General features: G+C 55.4%; 25 protein-coding genes. 6 read left to right on the top strand and 19 right to left on the bottom strand.

The genetic code is table 11. The annotated features are described in order from the left end of the window. The 9 genes from FOV68_RS19435 to fkpA form a co-directional block, all read right to left on the bottom strand. Positions 1-411: GTP-binding protein (locus FOV68_RS19435; protein WP_143991378.1), on the bottom strand; the 411-nt coding region annotated here is incomplete at its 3' end. 68 nt (positions 412-479) lie between these two features. Next, on the bottom strand, positions 480-2,594 hold the full coding sequence (gene fusA / locus FOV68_RS19430) for an elongation factor G (protein WP_039388931.1): 2,115 nt from the start codon (positions 2,592-2,594) through the stop codon (positions 480-482). A gap of 90 nt (positions 2,595-2,684) precedes the next feature. Then, positions 2,685-3,155: a 30S ribosomal protein S7 gene (gene rpsG, locus FOV68_RS19425; protein WP_003852909.1), complete on the bottom strand. Its 471-nt coding sequence runs from the start codon at positions 3,153-3,155 to the stop codon at positions 2,685-2,687. A 96-nt stretch (positions 3,156-3,251) separates the two neighbouring features. Then, positions 3,252-3,626 (bottom strand): 30S ribosomal protein S12, encoded by a 375-nt coding sequence (gene rpsL, locus FOV68_RS19420; protein ID WP_003852912.1) that lies wholly within the window; start codon positions 3,624-3,626, stop codon positions 3,252-3,254. 124 nt (positions 3,627-3,750) lie between these two features. Next, a complete protein-coding gene (gene tusB / locus FOV68_RS19415; protein WP_010253026.1) occupies positions 3,751-4,038 on the bottom strand; it encodes a sulfurtransferase complex subunit TusB in 288 nt (95 codons plus the stop codon). A 9-nt stretch (positions 4,039-4,047) separates the two neighbouring features. Continuing rightward, entirely contained in the window at positions 4,048-4,407 is a 360-nt protein-coding gene (gene tusC / locus FOV68_RS19410; protein WP_031593724.1) for a sulfurtransferase complex subunit TusC, read from the bottom strand. Beyond that, the gene (gene tusD / locus FOV68_RS19405) at positions 4,407-4,793 is read right to left on the bottom strand and encodes a sulfurtransferase complex subunit TusD (protein ID WP_010253028.1); all 387 of its coding nucleotides are present in this window, start codon (positions 4,791-4,793) and stop codon (positions 4,407-4,409) included. Before tusD ends, tusC begins: the two co-directional genes overlap by 1 nt. Then, positions 4,793-5,515: a transcriptional regulator gene (locus tag FOV68_RS19400; protein WP_010253029.1), complete on the bottom strand. Its 723-nt coding sequence runs from the start codon at positions 5,513-5,515 to the stop codon at positions 4,793-4,795. The genes tusD and FOV68_RS19400 overlap by 1 nt, the downstream gene beginning before the upstream one ends. Before the next feature lie 166 nt (positions 5,516-5,681). Further along, on the bottom strand, positions 5,682-6,527 hold the full coding sequence (gene fkpA / locus FOV68_RS19395; protein ID WP_010253030.1) for an FKBP-type peptidyl-prolyl cis-trans isomerase: 846 nt from the start codon (positions 6,525-6,527) through the stop codon (positions 5,682-5,684). Positions 6,528-6,796: 269 nt separating this feature from the next. On the opposite strand from fkpA, the gene FOV68_RS19390 reads away from it, so the two are divergent. Continuing rightward, the gene (locus FOV68_RS19390; RefSeq protein ID WP_010253031.1) at positions 6,797-7,015 is read left to right on the top strand and encodes a SlyX family protein; all 219 of its coding nucleotides are present in this window, start codon (positions 6,797-6,799) and stop codon (positions 7,013-7,015) included. A gap of 95 nt (positions 7,016-7,110) precedes the next feature. Here FOV68_RS19390 and slyD read toward each other — a convergent pair whose 3' ends face one another. The 4 genes from slyD to kefG form a co-directional block, all read right to left on the bottom strand. Next, positions 7,111-7,671, bottom strand: coding sequence for a peptidylprolyl isomerase (slyD, locus tag FOV68_RS19385; RefSeq protein WP_143991377.1), 561 nt, complete (start codon positions 7,669-7,671; stop codon positions 7,111-7,113). Positions 7,672-7,868: 197 nt separating this feature from the next. After that, entirely contained in the window at positions 7,869-8,063 is a 195-nt protein-coding gene (locus tag FOV68_RS19380) for a YheV family putative zinc ribbon protein (protein ID WP_010253033.1), read from the bottom strand. A gap of 23 nt (positions 8,064-8,086) precedes the next feature. Continuing rightward, positions 8,087-9,892, bottom strand: a complete 1,806-nt coding sequence (gene kefB / locus FOV68_RS19375; protein WP_010253035.1) for a glutathione-regulated potassium-efflux system protein KefB — start codon at positions 9,890-9,892, stop codon at positions 8,087-8,089. Beyond that, on the bottom strand, positions 9,893-10,444 hold the full coding sequence (gene kefG / locus FOV68_RS19370) for a glutathione-regulated potassium-efflux system ancillary protein KefG (RefSeq protein WP_010253037.1): 552 nt from the start codon (positions 10,442-10,444) through the stop codon (positions 9,893-9,895). Between the two features lie 112 nt (positions 10,445-10,556). Here kefG and FOV68_RS19365 point away from each other — a divergent pair, with 112 nt between their 5' ends. Then, positions 10,557-12,461, top strand: a complete 1,905-nt coding sequence (locus FOV68_RS19365; RefSeq protein ID WP_143991376.1) for an ABC transporter ATP-binding protein — start codon at positions 10,557-10,559, stop codon at positions 12,459-12,461. A 33-nt stretch (positions 12,462-12,494) separates the two neighbouring features. Here FOV68_RS19365 and tauD read toward each other — a convergent pair whose 3' ends face one another. Genes tauD through tauA form a run of 4 tightly spaced genes read right to left on the bottom strand, consistent with a single transcriptional unit; the run spans position 12,495 to position 15,909 of the window. Beyond that, positions 12,495-13,334: a taurine dioxygenase gene (gene tauD, locus FOV68_RS19360; protein ID WP_010253043.1), complete on the bottom strand. Its 840-nt coding sequence runs from the start codon at positions 13,332-13,334 to the stop codon at positions 12,495-12,497. Beyond that, positions 13,331-14,158, bottom strand: a complete 828-nt coding sequence (tauC, locus tag FOV68_RS19355; protein ID WP_031593720.1) for a taurine ABC transporter permease TauC — start codon at positions 14,156-14,158, stop codon at positions 13,331-13,333. Before tauC ends, tauD begins: the two co-directional genes overlap by 4 nt. After that, on the bottom strand, positions 14,155-14,922 hold the full coding sequence (gene tauB, locus FOV68_RS19350; RefSeq protein WP_039388921.1) for a taurine ABC transporter ATP-binding subunit: 768 nt from the start codon (positions 14,920-14,922) through the stop codon (positions 14,155-14,157). Before tauB ends, tauC begins: the two co-directional genes overlap by 4 nt. Before the next feature lie 9 nt (positions 14,923-14,931). Then, entirely contained in the window at positions 14,932-15,909 is a 978-nt protein-coding gene (gene tauA, locus FOV68_RS19345) for a taurine ABC transporter substrate-binding protein (protein ID WP_010253052.1), read from the bottom strand. 236 nt (positions 15,910-16,145) lie between these two features. Between tauA and FOV68_RS19340 the strand changes: the two genes are divergently transcribed. Further along, positions 16,146-17,126 carry a LacI family DNA-binding transcriptional regulator gene (locus FOV68_RS19340; protein ID WP_031593718.1) on the top strand — a complete coding sequence of 327 codons (981 nt, stop codon included), beginning with the start codon at positions 16,146-16,148 and terminating at the stop codon, positions 17,124-17,126. 1 nt (position 17,127) lies between these two features. Here the strand turns inward: FOV68_RS19340 and FOV68_RS19335 are convergent, their stop codons facing one another. Further along, positions 17,128-17,730 carry a LysE family translocator gene (locus tag FOV68_RS19335; RefSeq protein WP_039388920.1) on the bottom strand — a complete coding sequence of 201 codons (603 nt, stop codon included), beginning with the start codon at positions 17,728-17,730 and terminating at the stop codon, positions 17,128-17,130. Positions 17,731-17,787: 57 nt separating this feature from the next. Here FOV68_RS19335 and FOV68_RS19330 point away from each other — a divergent pair, with 57 nt between their 5' ends. The 3 genes from FOV68_RS19330 (at position 17,788) to FOV68_RS19320 (ending at position 19,958) form a co-directional block, all read left to right on the top strand. Further along, a complete protein-coding gene (locus FOV68_RS19330; protein ID WP_143789920.1) occupies positions 17,788-18,804 on the top strand; it encodes a hydrolase in 1,017 nt (338 codons plus the stop codon). 4 nt (positions 18,805-18,808) lie between these two features. Next, positions 18,809-19,027, top strand: a complete 219-nt coding sequence (locus FOV68_RS19325) for a YheU family protein (RefSeq protein WP_010253066.1) — start codon at positions 18,809-18,811, stop codon at positions 19,025-19,027. 61 nt (positions 19,028-19,088) lie between these two features. Beyond that, positions 19,089-19,958, top strand: coding sequence for a phosphoribulokinase (locus FOV68_RS19320; protein ID WP_039388919.1), 870 nt, complete (start codon positions 19,089-19,091; stop codon positions 19,956-19,958). Positions 19,959-20,541: 583 nt separating this feature from the next. Here the strand turns inward: FOV68_RS19320 and FOV68_RS19315 are convergent. Continuing rightward, positions 20,542-20,946, bottom strand: coding sequence for an OsmC family protein (locus FOV68_RS19315; RefSeq protein ID WP_010253071.1), 405 nt, complete (start codon positions 20,944-20,946; stop codon positions 20,542-20,544). Positions 20,947-21,055 lie beyond the last annotated feature (109 nt).

Here is a 21,055-nt window from a genome sequence, read left to right as displayed (position 1 = left end):
CTTGTTCAGGAACACGATGATGTAAGGAACGCCAACCTGACGACCCAGCAGGATGTGCTCACGAGTCTGTGGCATTGGGCCATCAGTCGCAGCAACAACCAGGATCGCGCCGTCCATCTGCGCAGCACCGGTGATCATGTTTTTCACATAGTCGGCGTGGCCTGGGCAGTCAACGTGCGCATAGTGGCGAGTCGGGGTTTCATATTCAACGTGCGAAGTGTTGATGGTGATACCACGTGCTTTCTCTTCTGGTGCGTTATCGATCTGATCGAATGCACGAGCCTGGCCGCCGTAAGTTTTAGACAGTACGGTGGTGATAGCTGCAGTCAGGGTGGTTTTACCGTGGTCGACGTGACCGATGGTGCCCACGTTTACGTGCAGTTTGTTACGCTGAAATTGCTCTTTCGCCATGGCGATAATTCCTTACGTTGTGCCTTCACCATCTGGGTGAAGGCATCAGTTCAAATTTAAACCGTAGCTTATTTGCTACGAGCTTCAATAACGGCCTGCGCTACGTTGTTTGGCGCATCGTCATACTTCAGGAACTCCATGGAGTAAGAAGCACGACCTTTGGTCAGAGAACGCAGCTGAGTTGCGTATCCGAACATCTCAGACAACGGAACTTCAGCGTGAATCTGAACGCCAGTAGCGTTAGATTCCTGCCCTTTGAGCATACCACGACGACGGCTAAGGTCACCGATGACATCACCCGTGTTCTCTTCTGGCGTTTCAACTTCAACCTTCATGATAGGTTCAAGCAGAACAGGTGTCGCTTGTTTAAAGCCCTGTTTGAAGGCAAGAGACGCGGCCAGTTTAAACGCCAGCTCTGAGGAGTCGACATCGTGGTAAGAACCGAAGTGCAGACGCACGCCCAGATCCACAACCGGATAACCAGCCAGAGGGCCTGATTTCAGCTGCTCCTGGATACCTTTGTCAACCGCAGGGATGTATTCACCAGGAATCACACCACCTTTGATGTCGTTGACAAATTCGTAGCCTTTCGGGTTCGAACCTGGCTCCAGTGGGTACATGTCGATAACAACATGACCATACTGACCACGACCACCAGACTGCTTGGCGTGTTTACCTTCAACATCGGTAACTTTGTTGCGAATCGCTTCACGGTAAGCAACCTGTGGTTTACCCACGTTTGCTTCAACGTTGAACTCACGCTTCATACGGTCAACGATGATGTCGAGGTGCAATTCACCCATACCGGCGATGATGGTCTGGTTAGATTCTTCATCAGTCCATACGCGGAATGATGGGTCTTCTTTTGCCAGACGGCCCAGAGCCAGACCCATTTTTTCCTGGTCAGCTTTGGTTTTTGGCTCAACGGCGATAGAGATTACCGGCTCCGGGAACTCCATGCGCTCAAGGATGATGACGTTATCTGGGTCACACAGGGTGTCACCAGTGGTCACATCTTTCAGGCCGATCGCAGCTGCGATATCACCCGCACGAACTTCTTTAATCTCTTCACGCTTGTTAGCGTGCATCTGAACGATACGGCCCAGACGCTCACGGTTTGACTTAACCGGGTTGAACACGGTGTCACCCGTGTTAACAACACCAGAGTAAACGCGGAAGAAGGTTAAGTTACCCACGAACGGGTCGGTAGCGATTTTGAACGCCAGTGCAGCAAACGGCTCGTTGTCATCAGAGTGACGAACAGCCGGCGTGTCTTTACCGTCGTCCAGCATACCGTTGATCGCGGTAACGTCAGTCGGTGCTGGCAGATATTCAACAACTGCATCCAGCATCGCCTGAACACCTTTGTTCTTAAATGCAGAACCACAGGTTACCAGGATAATTTCGTTGTTCAGAACACGCTTACGCAGAGATGTTTTGATCTCTTCTTCAGTCAGTTCTTCACCACCGAAGAATTTCTCCATCAGCTCATCAGAGCCTTCAGCAGCGGCTTCAACCAGCTTCGCATGCCATTCTTCAGCCAGTTCCTGCATATCAGCTGGAATATCTTCGTAGTCGAAGGTTACACCCTGGTCTGCGTCGTTCCAGTTGATTGCTTTCATTTTCACCAGGTCAACAACACCGGTGAATTTCTCTTCTGCGCCGATAGCCAGCTGCAGAGGAACTGGAGTTGCGCCCAGACGAACTTCCATCTGCTTAACAACTTTCAGGAAGTTAGCACCCATGCGGTCCATTTTGTTAACGAACGCAATGCGTGGAACTTTATATTTGTTAGCCTGACGCCATACGGTCTCAGACTGTGGCTGAACGCCACCAACTGCACAGTAAACCATTACCGCGCCATCAAGCACACGCATAGAACGTTCAACTTCGATGGTGAAGTCAACGTGTCCTGGGGTGTCAATGATGTTGATGTGGTGTGGTTCAAACTGCTTGGCCATACCAGACCAGTAACAGGTGGTCGCAGCGGAAGTGATGGTAATACCACGTTCCTGTTCCTGCTCCATCCAGTCCATGGTTGCTGCGCCGTCATGTACTTCACCGATTTTGTGGTTTACACCGGTGTAGAACAGAACGCGTTCGGTAGTGGTAGTCTTACCGGCGTCGATGTGCGCACTGATACCGATATTACGGTAGCGAGCAATGGGTGTTTTACGAGCCATTTGATTCCTCTGATTCTCGGACGTTCAAGGTAAGTCGACCCCAGCGGGTTGGCTGATTGAGCGCCCGCTGGTTTAACAACTACGTGGTGATTACCAACGGTAGTGTGCGAACGCCTTGTTGGCTTCTGCCATGCGGTGAACGTCTTCACGTTTCTTAACTGCTGTACCTTTGTTCTCTGCAGCATCAGAAAGTTCGTTCGCCAGGCGAAGAGCCATTGATTTATCACCGCGTTTACGAGCAGCATCTACGATCCAGCGCATTGCCAGAGCATTACGACGAACCGGACGGACTTCTACTGGTACCTGATAAGTAGAACCACCAACGCGACGTGACTTAACTTCGACAGTCGGACGCACGTTTTCTAGGGCTACTTCAAAAGATTCCAGCGCGTTTTTACCTGAACGCTGAGCCAGGGTCTCAAGCGCGGTATAAACGATTGATTCTGCAGTAGATTTTTTACCATCTACCATCAGGATATTTACAAATTTGGCCAGCAGCTCTGATCCGAACTTAGGATCTGGCAGAATTTTACGCTGACCAATGACGCGACGACGTGGCATGGAAATACTCCGTTGTTAATTCAGGATTGTCCAAAACTCTATGAGTTTATTTTGACATTTAATTTAAAACGTTTGGCCTTACTTAACGGAGAACCATTAAGCCTTTGGCTTCTTCACGCCGTACTTGGAGCGAGCCTGCTTACGGTCTTTAACACCTGAGCAGTCAAGCGCGCCACGAACGGTGTGGTAACGCACACCTGGCAGGTCTTTTACACGACCGCCACGGATCAGGATCACGGAGTGTTCCTGCAGGTTATGACCTTCACCACCGATGTAGGAGGTAACTTCAAAACCGTTGGTCAAACGCACACGGCAGACTTTACGCAGTGCGGAGTTTGGTTTCTTAGGAGTGGTGGTGTACACACGAGTACAAACGCCACGTTTTTGCGGGCAAGCTTCCAGCGCCGGCACGTTGCTCTTTGCAACTTTGCGGACGCGTGGTTTGCGAACCAGCTGGTTAACTGTTGCCATTAAATAGCTCCTGGATTTGCTTTTGCTTCGTAAACACGTAATAAATCGCCTCGTAGAATTACGAGGAGGCAGAATTTTAGGGCTGAGTCAAAGGGGTGTCAAGAAATAACCAGGTTTTAGCCGATTACCAGACCATTTGTTGCTGATGCCTGATCGTTAGCGTGACAAACCCAGTATAGTCTACTGACTGCACACGGGTCGAAATTTGTCCAGCGAGACCGCGAGCCTGAACATCTTCGTCCAGCACCCAGAGCGTCGCTTCGCTCTCTGACAGTCGCATCAATGCGTGGCTGCCAGCTAAAGCGGCCAGCACGCCATCCTGCAGCAGCAGCAGGTCATCACCCGCACCCGCCATTAAAAGCAGGCTCTCAAGGTCACAGTGTGCCGGTGAGTGCAGTAACGTATGCAGCATTAACGTCTCTTAAAAAGTAAGAATGCGATCGTAGCTGGCCAGCGTCTGTCGCAGCGCCGGCGCGTCCAGTAGCGTAACATCCAGCAACCGGTCAGCGTCAACCTCTAATCCACGCGCTATCAGCGATGTCCGGCAGAGATAGCACTGTTCAATCTCATACAGCGCCAGCACGCCAAAGGTCGCGGCATAGTGACGGCTCTTAATCGTCTCAGGTTGCTGGTGCAGATTAAGCTGCAGCACGCCATCACCAATAAAAAACAGGCCGATATCCTCACTGAGCGCGCCCGTGGCCAGCGCGGCATCCAGCCCCTCACGTCCTGCGCTACTGCCGTGCGGCGCCCGGGTAAAGACAAACGCGACCCGATTCATCAGAACTGCACCATGCGTTCACAGCTTAGTGCCGCTTCCGCCAGCGCGCCCAGCCCGCTCAGGGTAAAGCCCGGCTGCAGGTTACTGCCCGCCAGCTGGAGTCGTGCCGCTTCCTGCTGGTCGCTGACGCCACGACGCAGCGCGGCCGCCACACAAATATTCAGTGCCACACCCTGCTCCTGATGCAATGTCTGCCACGCGCGCACCAGATCAAATTCATCACTGGCGGGCGACGTCAGTTGGTTAGCGTTCAGCACCCCTTCGCGATAGAAGAAAACGCTGTCAAGCTGATGGCCTGCCGTCAGCAGTGCGCGGGCAAACAGCCAGGCACTGGTCGCCTGTTGCGTACCGTAAGCCGGACCGGTGACCAGCAGGGTGTAACGCATTACCGCTCCTGCCCCTGGAAGTCGCCGTTTTTAAACTGGCGGATGTAAAGATAGACGGTGTGTTTGGAAATATTCAGCCGATCGGCCACCTGGTTGATGGCATCCTTGATGTCGAAGATCCCCTTCTCATACAGGTTCAGCACAATCTGACGATTCTTGGCGTTGTTCGATACATTACGGTCAGCACTCACCTCTTCAATGGTGAACTCCAGCGTCTGCATCACCAGATCGTCTACCGAACTGGCGAAGTTGACGTTGGAGTCAACCTGCTGCATCTCGGGCGGCATAAAGGTCGACATGATCTGTGAGAACGGCACATCAAGGTTCATGTTGATGCAGAGCAAGCCAATGACCCGTTGCTGACGGTTACGAATCGCAATCGTGACCGATTTCATCAGCACGCCGCTTTTGGCACGTGTGAAGTAGGCACGGGAGACATTACTGTCCGCGCCATGCATATCATGCAGCATACGCAGGGCTAAATCGGTAATAGGCGAACCGACTTTACGTCCGGTGTGTTCACCATTAGCGATACGCACTGCCGAACACTTAAGATCTTCAAGCGAATGCAGGACAATTTCACAATGCGAACCGATCAACATCGCCAGGCCATCCACGACAGCCTCGTACGATTTCAGAATATCGTAATCACTTTGTTCGAACGGGCGCTGCTCCAGAAGATCGAAGTCGCTCAGTTCACCCGGATTGAATGGATTAGACATTGAAGAGTATCACCCTGAATGGCTGGAGCCTGTCACAGCGGCTTATGGGCAGACTCAATATTGGGATAATTAGGCAGGCATTAGTCTGGCAAATGTCGTCGGCTTATGCCAGAGGTTTGTCGTGAAGCCGAAATGAAACCGCCGCCCGGAGGCGGCGGTCAGCAGATTACTGCGCTTTTTCTGCAGCAGCAGGCGCAGGAGCCTGTGCTTTTTCATCTGCCTTTGGCGCTGGTTTGATATCAAGCAGCTCGACATCAAACACCAGGGTGGAGTTAGCCGGGATGCCCGGAACGCCATTTTTGCCGTAAGCCAGATTTGGTGGGATAACCAGCTTGATCTTGCCGCCTTTCTTCACGTGCTTCAGACCTTCAGTCCAGCCCGGGATGACACCATCCAGACGGAATGAGAGTGGCTCACCACGGGTATAAGAGTTGTCGAATTCAGTACCGTCAATCAGAGTACCTTTGTAGTTTACCACTACAGTATCGCTGTCTTTAGGTGCGTCGCCGGTACCCTCTTTCTCAACTTTATACAGCAGGCCGCTTTCGGTTTTCTTCACGCCGCTCTCTTTAGCAAATTTGGTTGCGTAAGCTTCGCCCTTTTCAGAGTTCTCTTTCGCATCTTTTTCCATTTTCGCTGAGGCTGCGCCTTTCACGCGGCCTTCAAAGGATTGCAGCGTCTGCTCAATCTCTTCATCAGAGAGTTTGCTCTTGCCACCAAATGCATCCTGAACACCAGCAATCAGCTGCTGCTTATCCAGTTTGATGCCCAGTTTTTCCTGCTCCTTCAGGGAGTTGTCCATGTAGCGACCCAGCGAAGCACCCAGCGCGTAGGCAGACTGCTGATCTTCATCTTTGAAGGCAGCATTTTTCGGTGCCTGAGGCGCAGACTGTGGCGCGGCGGCTGGTGCAGCCTGTGGCGCCGCAGCGGTATCTGCCGCCATTGCCAGCGGAGCATTCAGCGCAACAGCCATGGTGGTAGCTAACAATGTGACTTTAAACAGTGATTTCATCCATTCTCCAAAACCGAAGCGTCTAACCTCGGGAAACATTGCGGACTTCAGGGTCCACACTATAACTTTACGTGGCAGTGTCGAACACTCCCACAATGTAATTACCCGGTTTACCTCCGACCTTTATAACATCGGGAAGTTTCATCAGAGATGATGCCGCGCTGCCTTTTTTCAAGCGCAACGCCTCCGGGCGTGAAAAAAACAGGTGATTCCTGGCATTCAGATCGTAGAATCACGCCCCGAGTCGCACCTTAACAGAGGAACAGGTCATGCAACAATCTGAGTGGGAACAGCGTCTGGAGACGCTGGAGAGCAAACTGGCCTTTCAGGAGATGACTATCGATCAGCTGAACAGCGCGGTCGTTCAGCACGAGCTGGAGATGAATAAGATGCGTGAGCAGATGCGCATTTTAACCGACAAGCTCAAAGCGAATGCGCCATCGATCGTCGCCTCACAATCTGAAGAGACGCCACCACCGCACTACTGATCGCGGGCTATCTGGCCCCGGCTTACCCGGGCAGAACCAGAATACGCGCCAAAAGAAAGGCCACCCGAGGGTGGCCTTGAAAGGTCTGTTGAGACTTAGTGGCTGCAGCCGCAGCCGCCAGTGCCACAACCGCCTTTACCCTGATCATGGTCGTGGTCGTGATCATGGCCGTGATCATGATGATGGCCATCTGCACCGTGAACATGGCCATGAGCCAGTTCTTCCGGCGTGGCTTCACGGATAGCAACCACTTCAACGTTGAAGTTCAGATTCTGACCCGCCAGCATGTGGTTACCATCAACCACGACGTGATCATCTTCCACTTCGGTGATTTCTACCGGAACCGGACCCTGATCGGTTTCTGCCAGGAAGCGCATGCCAACCTGCAGTTCGTCAACGCCCATGAAGACGTCTTTAGGAACGCGCTGCACCAGGTTATCGTCATACTGACCGTAGGCATCGTTTGCCGGGATATGCACGTCAAACTTGTCGCCGGCAATGTGGTTTTCCAGCGCATTTTCCAGACCAGAAATCAGGGAACCATGACCGTGCAGGTAGTCTAACGGTGCACTCACCGGTGACTCGTCAACTAACACGCCGTCTTCTGTACGTACCTGATAGGCCAGGCTTACCACCAGGTCTTTTGCTACTTTCATGATATCTCCTAACCGTTGAGAGCTGAGATCCCGTCTCATTGGTCTATTCTTTCGTGCAATAACACCAACCAGAAAGGTTCGGGGCTGAGTACAAGAGCGTTTTCACTTTCTCTTGCGACTACAGCATTAATGGCGACAATTGTAACGGAATTCAATCCCGCTGTAAGTCCAGGCGTAAAAAAAGCTGCGCCATTCCGCTACTCAGGATGAAAAATACCGATAACCTGCTCATTAGTGCGAACCTGATCGCGCGCCTGCTTATCGGCCTCACGCATCTGATGACCACACTTCACGCACTCCACCACATCGACATTATTTTCACGCCACATTGCCAGCGTATCCTTCTCCTGACAGTGCGGGCATGTTGCACCAGCAATAAAACGTTTACGCATTAGCTTCTGCCTGTTTAAAGAGGTTATTCATCATCGTCCCAGCCGTCGATCTGCCGCTTTTCGCGCTGCATTTCGCGCTGGAAGATATCTTCCAGTTCACGCCGCGCTTCACGGACGCGCGAAGCCTGCGCGCTTTCAGAGAGATTGGGCATCAGCTCGCGCAGCATCCGCATATCAAGATGGCGGAAATACTGCTGGGCGCGGTGCGCCTGATGCGGATGCATCCCCAACGTCATCAGCGTCTTACGTCCCAGTTCCAGCGCACTGGAGAAGGTCTCACGCGAGAACTGCGTGACGCCCGCCTGAAGCAGTTCATGCGCTTCTACACGGCCCCGGGCGCGCGCCTGAATTTGCAGCTGCGGAAAATGCTGCTGGCACAGATGTACAATTGTCATCACATCTTCGGGCTCGTTACAGGTGATCACTATCGCCTGAGCGCTGGCCGCACCGGCTGCCCGCAGCAACTCCAGTTCAGTGGCATCGCCGTAATAGACCTTATAGCCATATTTCCGCATCAGGCTGACTGCACTAATGTCGCGCTCAAGCACGGTGATGCGTTTGTTATTCGCCATCAGCAAACGTCCCACCACCTGCCCGAAGCGACCAAAGCCCACCACAATCACCTGCGGCTGATCGTCTTCGACAAAGTGTTTCTCTGCCTCATCATCCGGCTCATTGAAGCGGCGTGCCAGCAGACGATCGATTCCCTTCATCAGCAGCGGCGTGGTCATCATCGACAGGGTCACCGTCACCAGCAGCATCGGCAGTTGATCGCCAGAGAACAGCTTTGCCGAGGAGGCCGCTGAAAAGAGCACAAAGGCGAACTCGCCCCCCTGACTCAGCACGCCAGCGAACTGCTGCCGCTCGGAGCTGCGTAAGCCATAAATGCGCGCCAGCAGATAGAGCACCAGCGTTTTCACCGCCACCAGCGTCACGACGCCCAGCAGGATGGTCACAATATGGGTATAGAGCACACCGAGGTTGAGCGCCATGCCAACCGAAATAAAGAACAGGCCCAGCAGTAAACCTTTAAACGGGTCGATGGCGACTTCCAGCTCATGCCGGTACTCGCTCTCCGCCAGCAGGATCCCGGCAATAAAGGTCCCCAGCGCCATCGACAGACCCAGCGCATCCATAAACAGCGCCGAGCCCAGCACCAGTAGCAGCGAAGCGGCGGTAAAAACTTCGCGCACGCCCGACGCAGCGATGTAACGGAAGATAGGCCGCAGCAGATAGCGTCCGCCCACCAGCATGCCGGCAAACGCCAGTACTTTCATGCCGACCTTCATCCAGTCGATATGACCACTGTCGGTTCCGGCCAGCAGCGGGATCAGCGCCAGGGCTGGGATCACCGCGATATCCTGAAACAGCAACACCGAAAAGCCCAGTTGCCCCGCTTCGCTGCGGTTCATGCCTTTATCCATCATCAGCTGCAGGGCCATGGCGGTCGAGGACATCGCCAGACCAATCCCGCCAATGATCGCCGCCTGCCAGCTAAAGTTGGTCAGCCACAATAAGCCGCCCAGAATCGCCGCTGAGAAGATCACCTGCGCCGCGCCGACGCCAAAAATGGAGCGGCGCAGCGCCCAAAGCTTTGCCGGGTTCAGCTCCAGCCCGATGATAAACATCAGGAACACCACGCCGAGCTCAGAGAAGTGCAGAATCTCGTCGACGTCGCTGATAAAACCTAATCCCCACGGGCCGATAGCGATACCCGCCACCAGATAGCCCAGAACTGCACCAATACCGAGGCGAGCCGCCACGGGTACAATCAATACCGCCGCGACCAGATAAATCACCCCGGCGGTCAGCAGCGTTTGCCCTTCCATCTATACCCCTCCATTCGGCAGCGGTGCCGCCAGCCAGTCGCCATAGGCACGAGCGTAATTTTTCATTAATTCAGGACTCTGACGACGCGCCCAGTAGACGATCATCGGCGGCATCCAGTGCATACGGCACATCTGCGCGGTCAGCTCAAAAGGACGCATAATGTCATTGAGCGAATAGCGGTTCAGACCCTGATGTCTGAAGGCACTTTCCGGTTCTCCGGTGGTGACGACGCTGCGCCAGTACTTTCCTTCCAGCGCATTGCCATCCACGCCATTGGCGAAACCGCGCGACAGAACCCTGTCCAGCCACTCTTTCAGCAGCGCCGGACAGCTATAGGTATAGAGCGGATGCTGAAAAATGATGACATCATGTTCACGCAGCAGCTGTTGTTCATGGTGAATATCGATAAAAAAATCCGGATAGGTTGCGTACAGATCGTGCACGGTAACGTGTTCCAGTGCCTGAGCCGGCTGCAGCAGAATCCGATTGGCGATCGAATCCTGTGATTCCGGATGGGCATAAAGCAGCAAAACCCTGGGTGGCTGCGACATCCTTTCCCTCCAAAGCGTCGTCATTGGTGCGGTTTTCCGCTACCATGCACGACGCAGCAAAATCTCATTATGTTGCCAGTAAATTAACATATTCTGACGATACGGCGCTTACATGATTGTCTTCTCAGCCTTACAAATTCGCCGCGGCATCCGCGTCCTGCTCGACAACGCCACCGCCACCATCAATCCCGGCCAGAAGGTCGGGCTGGTGGGTAAAAACGGCTGTGGAAAATCCACACTGCTGTCGCTGTTAAAAGGTGAAATCACCAGCGATGCCGGTACCGTCACTTTCCCTACTCACTGGGCGCTGGCCTGGGTGAATCAGGAAACCCCTGCGCTGGATAAAGCCGCGCTGGAGTACGTGATTGATGGCGATCGCCAGTTTCGCCAGCTTGAAGCAGAACTGGCGGACGCCAATCTGCGTGACGATGGCAATGCCATCGCGCTGCTGCATGGCAAGCTGGACGCGGTGCAGGCGTGGAGTATCCATGCGCGCGCCTCAAGCCTGCTGCATGGTCTGGGCTTCAGTCAGGAACAGCTGCAACGCCCGGTCAGCGACTTCTCGGGTGGCTGGCGCATGCGCCTTAATCTGGCACAGGCGCTGATTTGCCGTTCCGATCTGCTGCTGCTGGATGAACCGACCAACCACCTCGATCTCGATGCGGTGATCTGGCTGGAGCGCTGGCTGAAGAGTTATGAAGGCACGCTGATCCTGATCTCGCACGATCGTGACTTCCTCGATCCCGTCATCGATAAAATTATTCATATCGAACAGGAGTCGATGTTCGAATATACCGGTAACTACAGCTCCTTTGAGCGGCAGCGCGTCGCCAAACTGGCTCAGCAGCAGGCGCTGTATGAGAGCCAGCAGGAGAAAGTGGCGCACCTGCACAGCTACATTGATCGCTTCCGCGCTCAGGCCACCAAGGCGAAGCAGGCGCAGAGCCGCATCAAGATGCTGGAGCGCATGGAGATGATTGCGCCCGCCCATGTCGATAACCCGTTCAGCTTCACTTTCCGCAAGCCGGAGAACCTGCCTAATCCGCTGATGAAGATGGAGAAGGTCACCGCGGGTTATGGCGATCGTATTATTCTCGACGCCATCAAGCTCAACCTGGTCCCCGGCTCACGCATCGGCCTGCTGGGACGTAACGGTGCCGGTAAATCGACTCTGATTAAGCTGCTGGCGGGTGAGCTGGAGGCGATGGACGGCAAGATGGGTCTGGCGAAAGGGATCAAGCTCGGTTACTTCGCCCAGCATCAGCTGGAGTACCTGCGAGCCGATGAGTCACCGCTGCAGCATCTGTCGCGTATTGCGCCTGACGTGCTGGAACAGCAGCTGCGCGACTATCTGGGTGGCTTCGATTTCCGCGGCGATAAAGTCACTGAAATCACTAAGCGCTTCTCCGGCGGAGAGAAAGCGCGACTGGTGCTGGCGCTGATTGTCTGGCAGCGCCCTAACCTGCTGCTGCTGGATGAACCCACCAACCACCTCGATCTCGATATGCGCCAGGCGCTGACCGAAGCGTTGATCGACTTCGAAGGTGCGCTGGTCGTGGTATCGCACGACCGTCATCTGCTGCGCGCGACCACCGACGATCTCTATCTGGTGCATAATGGCAAAGTGGATGTGTTTGAAGGCGATCTCGAAGATTATCAGCAGTGGCTGAGCGATCTGCAGAAGCAGCAGGCGCAACAGGATGCCGCGCCGAAGCAGGATAACGGCAACAGTGCCCAGGCGCGTAAAGACCAGAAGCGTCGTGATGCCGAACTGCGCACCCAGACGCAGCCGCTGCGCAAAGAGATAGAGAAGCTGGAAAAGCAGATGAGCAAATGGCAGAGCCAGCTGGCCGAAGCCGAAGCTCAGCTCTCAGACAGCGCTATCTATGAACAGAGCCGTAAAGCGGACCTGACCACCGCGCTGCAGCGTCAGGCGGAGAGCAAATCTGCGCTGGAAGAGGTGGAGATGGCGTGGCTGGAAGCGCAGGAACAGCTCGAACAGATTATGGCCTCATAAAAAAATCTCCCCGCTCGCGGGGGAGATTCTCTTTTAACGGGGTTTATCGCCCAGCACCGTTGCCCGCTGCATGATGCGCCGGGCAGGATAGTAGTCGGCATTGGCATAATGCTGCGTGACCCGATTATCCCAGATAGCCAGATCGTCTGGCTGCCAGCGCCAGCGCACCTGAAACTCCGGTTTGGTGGCGTGCGCAAACAGAAAGCCCAGCACCGCATCACTCTCTTTCTCGCTTAAATCGACGATCCGCGTGGTAAAGCCCTCATTCACAAACAGCGCTTTTTTGCCGCTGACCGGATGGGTGCGGATGACCGGATGCTGCACCGGCGGATGTTTTGCTACCGCCTGCTGCCAGCGCTGATGCTCCTCCTCCGTTTTGCGGTACTTATACTCCTGGAATGACTTTTTGAAATCATGCTCGGCATGGAGACCTGCCAGCAGCTGCTTAAAGGGTTCAGAGAGCGCTTCGTAAGCCGCAATGCCGCTGGTCCAGAGCGTGTCTCCCCCCGACTCCGGTAACACCTTCGAGGCCAGCAAGGCGATCGCTGGCGGCGTATCAATAAAGGTGACATCGGTATGCCAGTTGTCATTATCCGGCGGATTATCCTGATGGGTATCCAGCACGATAATCTCCTCGACGCCTTCCGCATGCGGATAGACCGGATGGATATGCAGATCGCCAAAGCGGATTGCCAGCGCGCGGTGCTGTTCCGGCGTTATTTTCTGGTCACGCAGAAACAGCACCTGATGACGCAGCAGGCCATGATAAAGCTGCTCAAACTGAGCATCACTCAATGGGCGAGACACATCCAGGTTTGAGACCTGCGCGCCAATGTACGGGCCAAGCGGGGTAAAACTGAGACGTTCGTTCATGATTGTTCTCCACTCCAGGGCGTAAGACGGCGCTGCAACGCGCGGAGCCCGAGTTCTAAGCTAAAAGCGATAAAGGCGATTACCGCGATACCCGCCAGCACCACATCGGTGGCGAGGAATTCTCCTGCTGACTGCACCATAAAACCCAGACCCCGCGTGGCGGCAATCAGCTCAGCGGCCACCAGCGTTGACCAGCCAACCCCCAGACCGATGCGCAGACCGGTGAGGATCTCCGGCAACGCGCCTGGCAGAATCACCCAGCGCAGCAGTTGCCAGCGATTAGCCCCAAGCGAGCGAGCCGCACGCAGTCGGACCTGCTGCGTGTTACGCACACCGGCCAGGGTGGAGAGCGTCACCGGCGCGAAAATCGCCAGATAGATCAGCAGGATTTTCGAGGTCTCTCCAATGCCGAACCAGATCACCATTAATGGCAGATAGGCGAGTGGCGGAATCGGGCGATAGAGTTCAATCAGGGGATCGAGCAACCCGCGAGCGACCGGGCTGAGGCCCATCAGGATCCCTACCGGAATGCCGATGGCGGCAGCGGCAGTCAGCGCAATCAGCATCCGTGTCAGGCTGGCGGCCAGATGCTGCCACAGCGTGGCATCCATAAAGCCCTGCGCACTGGCAATCAGCAGCAGCTTGCTTAACACCTGCTGTGGCGACGGCAGGAACAGCGGGGCAATCAGGCCCAGCGCGGTCACACCCCACCAGAGCAGCAACAGCAGAGAGAGGCTCAGCATGCTCAGCGAAAAGGCGGTTGAAAACGGCCAGCGCAAACGACGGCGCACCGGCAGAGACTTGTCATTGATGAGTGCACTCATGCAAACGCCTCCCGCTGATCAAATACCCGGCTCAGCACATACTCGCGCTGGGCGATAAACTGCGGATCGGATTTGATGCTGCGGCACGACTCCCCTGCGGCAAAGCGCTGGCCAAAGCCAGGACGCAGCCGCTCAACGATGCGGCCCGGTCCTGGCGACAGCAGAATCAGTTCACTGGCCAGGAAAATCGCCTCTTCTATGTCGTGCGTAATCAGCAGAATCTGTTTACCGCTGTCGCGCCACAGCGTCAGCAGCAGGGTTTGCATCTGCTCGCGGGTAAAGGCATCCAATGCGCCGAAAGGCTCATCCAGCAACAGCAGTTGTGGATCGGTGGCCAGCGCGCGCGCAATGCCCACCCGCTGACGCTGACCGCCGGACAACTGCCAGATGGCGCGTTTTTCCGCACCTTCCAGCCCCACCTGCCTGATTAACCGGCGGGCAATCGTGTCGCGATCCGTGCGCGACATCCCCGCCAGCTGCAGGCCGAAGGCGACGTTATCCAGCACGTTGCGCCACGGCAGTAATCCTTCATGCTGAAACACCACGCCGCGCTCCGCACCAGGCCCGGTCACCGGCTGGTTATCCAGCGTGATGCTGCCCGACTCCACCGGCAGGAAACCGGCAACCAGATTGAGCAGTGTAGTTTTGCCGCAGCCGGAGGGGCCGAGCACCACCAGCAGCTCATGGCTATCCAGTTGCAGATTGATATCCTGCAACACCGGCTGTCCGGCATAACGGGCATTAAGGTGAGCGATGCGCAGCATAGTGCCTCCTTAAGGTTTAACTAATGGCTCGACGAAACGGGAGGTCACATAGCTGCTGTAGTCATTATCCGCCTGCGGCACCCGGCCCTGCGCTTTCAGAAACTGCGCGGTATCGACGATCGCTTTATTGACCGGTTTGCCCAGTTGCTCAACCTGCTGCTGCGCCGTGAGGTAGGTATTGCCCTTCACCAGACCGGGCACCTGTGCTTCCGGCACACCGCTGAGGCGAGAAAGTTTGCTGAGGTTATCGGACTGTTTCAGCCAGCTGTCGGGGCTGTTCAGGTAGGCCTGCTGCGCGTCAAGCGCGCTGCGGGCAAAAGCGGTCACGATCTCCGGATGCTGCTGAGCAAAATCTTTGCGTACCACCCAGACATCCAGCGTCGGCGATCCCCAGCTTCCCACTTCCGCAGAGTCGGTTAACACCTTGCCCTCTTTTTCCAGCTCATTAACCGCCGGTGCCCAGACGTAAGCGCCATCAATGTCGCCACGCTGCCAGGCCGCGATAATCGCTGGCGGCTGCAGATTGACCAGCTGTACCTGTGACGGTTTGATGCCCCAGTGTTTCAGCGCCGCCAGCAGGCTATAGTGGGTGGTAGAGATGAACGGCACCGCGATGCGCTTGCCAATTAAATCTTTGGGCGTGGTGATGTTCTTCTTCACCACCAGCGCTTCAGAGTTGCCCAGCTGAGAGGCGAGTAAAAAGGCTTCAATCGGCAGCTTCTGCGCCGCCGCTACCGCTAACGGGCTGGAACCGATATTGCCAATCTGGACGTCACCGGACGCCATCGCACGTAATACCCCTGCGCCGCTGTCAAACTTGCGCCAGTCAACGCTGGCCCCGCTCTCTTTCGCAAAGCTGTTGTCAGCCTGCGCCACTTTCGCCGGTTCAGCCGAGGTCTGGTAAGCCACGGTGACATTGACCGCATCAGCCCGAAACGCCAGCAGCGCCAGCGCTGCGGCTAAAAAAGTTAAACGTGTTGCTGCCATGATCACTACCCCACCGTTTTTATAGTGGAGGCAGTGTCTCTGCGCGCTATAGTTTCATAAAGGAATTAAAAATTATCCCTAATAGAAATAAGTTCTTAGATCACTATCTGCAAAACTAAGTCAAAAATCGCAAATGCTGAAAATAGCTAAAGTAAGCAAAAATGTCAGGCGCTCACATTGTCCCTGTGCTATTCATATGCGTTCCCAATTATTGCCTGTTAAGGTTTCTGAATCCGATGTCGATCGAGAAAGTCGCTCAGCTGGCTGGCGTCTCCAAAGCCACGGTATCGCGGGTTCTCAACGCGCATCCCGGCGTGAAGCCCGATACGCGTGAGAAAGTTCTGGCGGCAATCTCTGCCTGCGACTATCAGCCCAACTTACTGGCGCGTCAGCTGCGTACGTCGCAAAGCAACATGCTGCTGGTGCTGATCTCGGATATCACCAATCCCTTCTGTTCACGCGTGGTTCAGGGCATTGAGGCCGAAGCGGAACTGCACGGCTATCACATCCTGCTCTGTAACTCCGCCTCACAGCTCCAGCGTGAAGCCGCCTATCTCTCCCTGCTGACCGGAAAAGTGGTGGATGGCGTAATTACTATGGATGCGGCATCCGGTTTACAGGATTTGCAGGCGCTCATCGCCGGGGCGCCCTGGGTGCAGTGCTGCGAATTTGATCCGGATATTCCCGCCTCCTCGGTCAGCATTGATCACCTTGAAGCCGCACGCGATACCGTCCACTACCTTGCGGGTAAAGGGCGTAAACGCATCGGGCTGATCAATGGCGACATGCGTTACCTTTACTCGCATCATCGTGAAAAGGGCTACCGGCAGGCGATTGAGGAGCTGGGGTATGCGTGGTCCGGCGTCTCCTACACTTACGAAATCTCCTGTGAGGCGGGCAGTCAGGGGCTAAGAGAGTTGATGGCGCTGCCGGAACCGCCGGATGCGGTGTTTGCGGTTTCAGATGTGCTGGCGGTAGGCGTGGTACATGCGGCGCTGGAAGCGGGTCTGCGCGTGCCGGAAGATCTGGCGGTGGTCGGGTTTGATGGCGTGTCGTTTACCCGCAGCCTGAATCCGCCGCTGACGACCATCGAGCAGCCGATGAACCAGCTGGGCGCGCGTAGCGTGCAATTGCTGCTACAGAAGATCCGCAACGCTAATGCGCCAGTCATCCGCGAGGTGCTGCCCTGGACGCGCGTTGAACGCGCATCCAGCTAACTTAGTGCCAGATTAACAGCACGCAGGCAGCGGTCAGCAGCCCCATGGCGAGGTTAAAGATTTTCCAGGCGCGACGGCTGCGCAGAATGCGGCCGATCACCGCACCAAATCCCATCCAGATAACACCCGATACCAGATTAACCAGAAACATGCCGATGCTTATCGCCATCACTGAATGGCGATACGCGTCACCGGCCAGGCTGAAGCTGGCGACCGCGCCCAGCGCCATCAGCCAGGCTTTGGGATTGATCAACTGCAACAAGCCGCCCTGCCAGAAGGGCATCGGCGCATCCGGCGCCTGATCGGTTTCCAGCTTTTCATAACTGGACGTCGCTATCTTCCACGCCAGCCAGAGCAGATAGAGGCTACCGGCGATTTTCAGCACCAGGTGAAGCGAAGGATAGAGCAGGATCAGCCCGCCGACGCCAAAGGCCACCATCAGCAGCATCACCTGCATCCCGATCATGATGCCAATCATCAGCGGAATGGTGCGCATAAAGCCAAAATTAGCGCCCGAGGCGGTGAGTAACATATTATTAGGCCCGGGCGTAATGGCCGCGACCCAAAGAAATCCCAACATTGATAAGAAAAGACTCAGTTCCATGGCAATCGGGTACTCCTTACCCTGCAAGAAAAAACTTATCGAAGCTAACAGTGTGATATGGAACAGACAAGCTTTTACCACATGAAATTTACCGGACCAGAAAACGAGCACTTCACGCCACCTGAGAGTCTGCGTAACGCGCACCTGCAGACCCTGCTGCCGCGCCTGCTACGTCGTCGTATCGCGGGCGATCCCCACTGGCAGCGTCTCGACCTGCCGGATGGCGACTTCGTCGATCTCGCCTGGAGTGAAGACCCGCAGTTCGCGCAGCATAAACCGCGCGTGGTGCTGTTTCATGGGCTGGAGGGCAGTTTTCACAGCCCCTATATTCATGGCCTGATGGCGATCTGCCGTGCGCGCGGCTGGCTGGCGGTGGTGATGCATTTTCGCGGCTGCAGCGGCGAACCGAATCGGCTCAACCGTATCTATCACTCCGGCGAAACCGAAGATGCCCGCTTTTTTCTGCACTGGCTGCGCACCCGCTGGGGCCGCGTGCCCACCGCCGCGGTCGGTTTCTCGCTGGGCGGTAACATGCTGGGCTGCCTGCTGGGCCAGCAGGGCGCAGCCGCTGAGGTAGACGCGGGGGTCATTGTCTCCGCTCCGCTGCTGCTGGAGCCCTGTAGCCTAAAACTGGAACGCGGCTTCTCACGCTTCTATCAATACTATTTGCTGGCGCAGCTCAAGAAAAATGCCCGCCGCAAACTGCACGCCTGGCCGGATACGCTGCCGGTCAATCTGGCACAGCTTAAAGCGCTACGGCGACTACGCGATTTTGATGATGCCATTACCGCCCGCGCCCACGGTTTTCTGGATGCGGCCGATTACTATCATCGTGCCAGCGCCATGCCCTGGCTGAAGCACGCAGAGAAACCGCTGCTGATCATCCACGCCAAAGATGATCCTTTTATGAGTGATGAGGTGATCCCGCACAGCAGCCAATTATCTGCCACTATTACTTATCAACTGACACCACACGGCGGCCATGTAGGTTTTGTTGGTGGGACATTACGCCAGCCTGAAATGTGGCTGGAACAGCGTATCCCCCAGTGGATCGCCCCTTTTCTGGATAACTGATCTCGTGATTATTCCCTGGCAACAGGTCTCACCTGAGACCCTTGAAAATCTGATTGAAACCTTTGTGCTGCGCGAAGGCACGGACTACGGAGAGCAGGAACGCAGCTTGATTGACAAAGTGGCTGATGTGCGACGTCAGCTGGAAACGGGTGAAGTGGTACTGGTGTGGTCGGAACTGCACGAATCGGTCAATATCATGCCGCGCAAAGAATTTCGTGGCTGATGCACCCAACGGCATTTCGTGTTAACAATGCCTATTGCCCGACCTCACAGGGAGCTTTTCTATGTCTGCACGTCATCCCATTATCGCGGTGACTGGTTCCAGCGGCGCAGGGACCACCACCACCAGCGTGGCGTTTCGCAAAATCTTTCAGCAGCTCGATCTTCATGCGGCGGAGCTGGAAGGTGACAGTTTTCACCGTTTTACCCGCCCTGAAATGGATATGGCGATTCGTAAGGCGCGCGATTTAGGACGTCATGTCAGCTACTTCGGCCCGGAAGCCAATGACTTTGGCCTGCTGGAGCAGAGCTTTAAAGAGTATGGTCAGAGCGGACAGGGGCAGTCGCGTAAATATCTGCACACCTACGATGAAGCGGTGCCGTGGAATCAGGTGCCCGGCACCTTTACGCCGTGGCAACCGCTGCCGCAGAACACCGATATTCTCTTCTACGAAGGGCTGCACGGCGGCGTGGTAACGGCGCAGCACAACGTAGCAGAACAGGTTGATCTGCTGGTTGGCGTGGTGCCGATTGTGAACCTGGAGTGGATTCAGAAGCTGGTGCGCGACACCGGCGAGCGCGGCCATTCACGTGAAGCGGTCATGGATTCGGTAGTGCGCTCGATGGAAGATTACATCAACTTCATCACACCACAGTTCTCACGCACCCATATCAACTTCCAGCGCGTCCCGACGGTCGATACCTCAAACCCGTTCGCTGCCCGCGCTATTCCGTCACTGGATGAGAGCTTTGTGGTGATCCACTTCCAGGCGCTGGAAGATATCGACCTCCCCTACCTGCTGGCGATGCTGCAGGGCTCGTTTATCTCGCACATCAATACGCTGGTGGTGCCTGGCGGCAAAATGGGTCTGGCGATGGAGTTGATTATGGGCCCGCTGGTGAAGCGGCTGATGGAAGGTAAGCGAATAGAGTAAGAGGTCAGCAAAAACCGCTCTGAGAGCAGATGTCTTTCACAAAGATGGTAAAACTGGTTTTCCTGCGGCTAAAGACTTACCGCTGAGCAGGCTTCAGGGAGCATACACCTTTCGCAAAGACGCAAAACCGCCATCCCTGGCAGGCTCAGCGCGGGCCATCCCTGGCCCGCGATGCTTTGCTACAGGTATATGCTCCCTTCGCTTCACGTCCGGCAACCGCATCCGGTTTCAGGAAGGTCGCTACAGACAACGCCTGGGCAGAAAGAATCTGGCAGCAATAGATAAGTTCAACACGCCGGGAACCGGGTCAGAAGAGGAAAGCGTCCCGCCGCCCGGAAAAAACGCCGGGAGCGTTTTTGAACAACGCAACGCGTTGGCTCGGCTACGGGCGCGCCTCAGGGATGAGGTGCGTAATCGCGCGGGCCGAGCGGCCAGAGATTGGCTTAAGCGACTTTCCGATCTGACCCGGTTCCCAGCGCAGGCACAGTATCAAAGCGGATTCCCGATGCAGGCACAGTCTTAAAGCAACCTGAATCAGATACTGGAAGTGAAGTTAGCAGGTCTGCAATGACCCCTGCGGCTACTACAGCTCAATCACTTCATAGCTATGCGTAATGTTGACGCCTTTACCCAGCATGATGGCCACAGAGCAATATTTTTCAGCAGAAAGATCCACGGCGCGTGATACCGCTTTATCCTGGAGCGCTTTACCACTCACGATAAAATGCAGGTTGATGTGCGTAAAGATTCGCGGCGCCTCTTCACGACGTTCTGAGGTCAGTTTTACTTCACAATCAGCCACATCGTTTCGGCCTTTTTGCAGAATTGATACCACGTCAATCGCGCTGCATCCGCCCGCCGCCATCAGCACCATCTCCATTGGGCTGGGCGCTTTATCACCCGAATTTCCATCCATCAGTATCTGATGGCCGGATGAGGATTCTCCGAGGAATGTCAGCCCTTCTACCCATTTCACTCTTGCCTGCATGATTTTTGCTCCGGAATACGCTGTTTTGTCGCCAGAGTACGCTTTCGCCTGGTAAACAGCAATCCAGAGAAATCCGCCCGTAGCTGAAGCGAGACAACAGAAGACAGTC

It is taken from the genome of Pantoea sp. paga (genome assembly GCF_007558755.1).
Classification (GTDB): Bacteria; Pseudomonadota; Gammaproteobacteria; order Enterobacterales; family Enterobacteriaceae; genus Pantoea; species Pantoea agglomerans.
Note: the sequence above shows the minus strand (reverse complement) of the source record. Positions and strands in the feature narration are given on the sequence as shown.